The sequence below is a fragment of the Pseudomonas sp. K5002 genome, from assembly GCF_013386655.1.
Lineage (GTDB): Bacteria > Pseudomonadota > Gammaproteobacteria > Pseudomonadales > Pseudomonadaceae > Aquipseudomonas.
This window is the reverse complement of the sequence record NZ_JACARK010001636.1, coordinates 1-742: the sequence shown is the minus strand read 5'-3', so window position 1 is coordinate 742 and position 742 is coordinate 1. Positions and strand designations below refer to the sequence as shown.

General features: G+C 62.7%; 1 protein-coding gene and 1 pseudogene. One reads left to right on the top strand and one right to left on the bottom strand.

Going from position 1 to position 742, the window contains the following annotated elements; translation table 11 throughout:
* Positions 1 to 102 (bottom strand): annotated as a pseudogene (locus HX846_RS38410) (serine acetyltransferase); the annotation flags it as partial.
* Positions 103 to 268: 166 nt separating this feature from the next.
* On the opposite strand from HX846_RS38410, the gene HX846_RS38405 reads away from it, so the two are divergent.
* On the top strand, positions 269 to 742 hold a 474-nt coding region (locus HX846_RS38405), incomplete at its 3' end, for a pyridoxal-phosphate dependent enzyme (RefSeq protein WP_178967602.1).

Below are 742 nucleotides of genomic sequence, written 5' to 3'. Positions count from 1 at the left end.
CTCGCCGCTGACCCGGCCGTTGCGGGTGCGCCACTGGTCCCGGGCGCTGCGCAGCTGGCTGACGATGGTCTGTAATTGCCAATGACTGGAACGCTCACTCACGGTCTTCACTCCTGACGAAATGCCCATCACTTTACGGCAAGGAACCTGAGCGTCCTTAAGAACCAATAGTGCAATGCTAATAACCCGTCGACATAAGCGATTGGCGGTTGCCGACGCAAAAGTGCCTGCCTATAGTCCCAGCATCTCTGACCACCCGTGCGTAGCCATGATCAAACAACAGCTCGACCGCTTTAACCGTCTGGAACTGCTGGGCGGCGCCACCGCCCTGGAAAAACTCGAGCGGCTGTCGGCCTGGCTGGGGCGTGACGTCTACGTCAAACGCGACGACACCACGCCGCTGGCGATGGGCGGCAACAAGCTGCGCAAACTCGAATACCTTGCCGCCGATGCGCTGGCCCAGGGTGCCGACACCCTGGTGACCGCCGGCGCGATCCAGTCCAACCATGTACGCCAAACCGCCGCACTGGCCGCCAAGCTGGGCCTGGGCTGCGTTGCCCTGCTGGAAAACCCGACGGGCACCGAAGACCCCAACTACCTGGCCAACGGCAACCGCCTGTTGCTGGAGCTGTTCGACGCCAAGGTCGAGTTGGTGGAGAACCTGGACAACGTCGACGACCAGCTCAACGCCCTCGCCGACCGCCTGCGCAGCAACGGCAAGAAGCCGTACCTGGTGCCCATC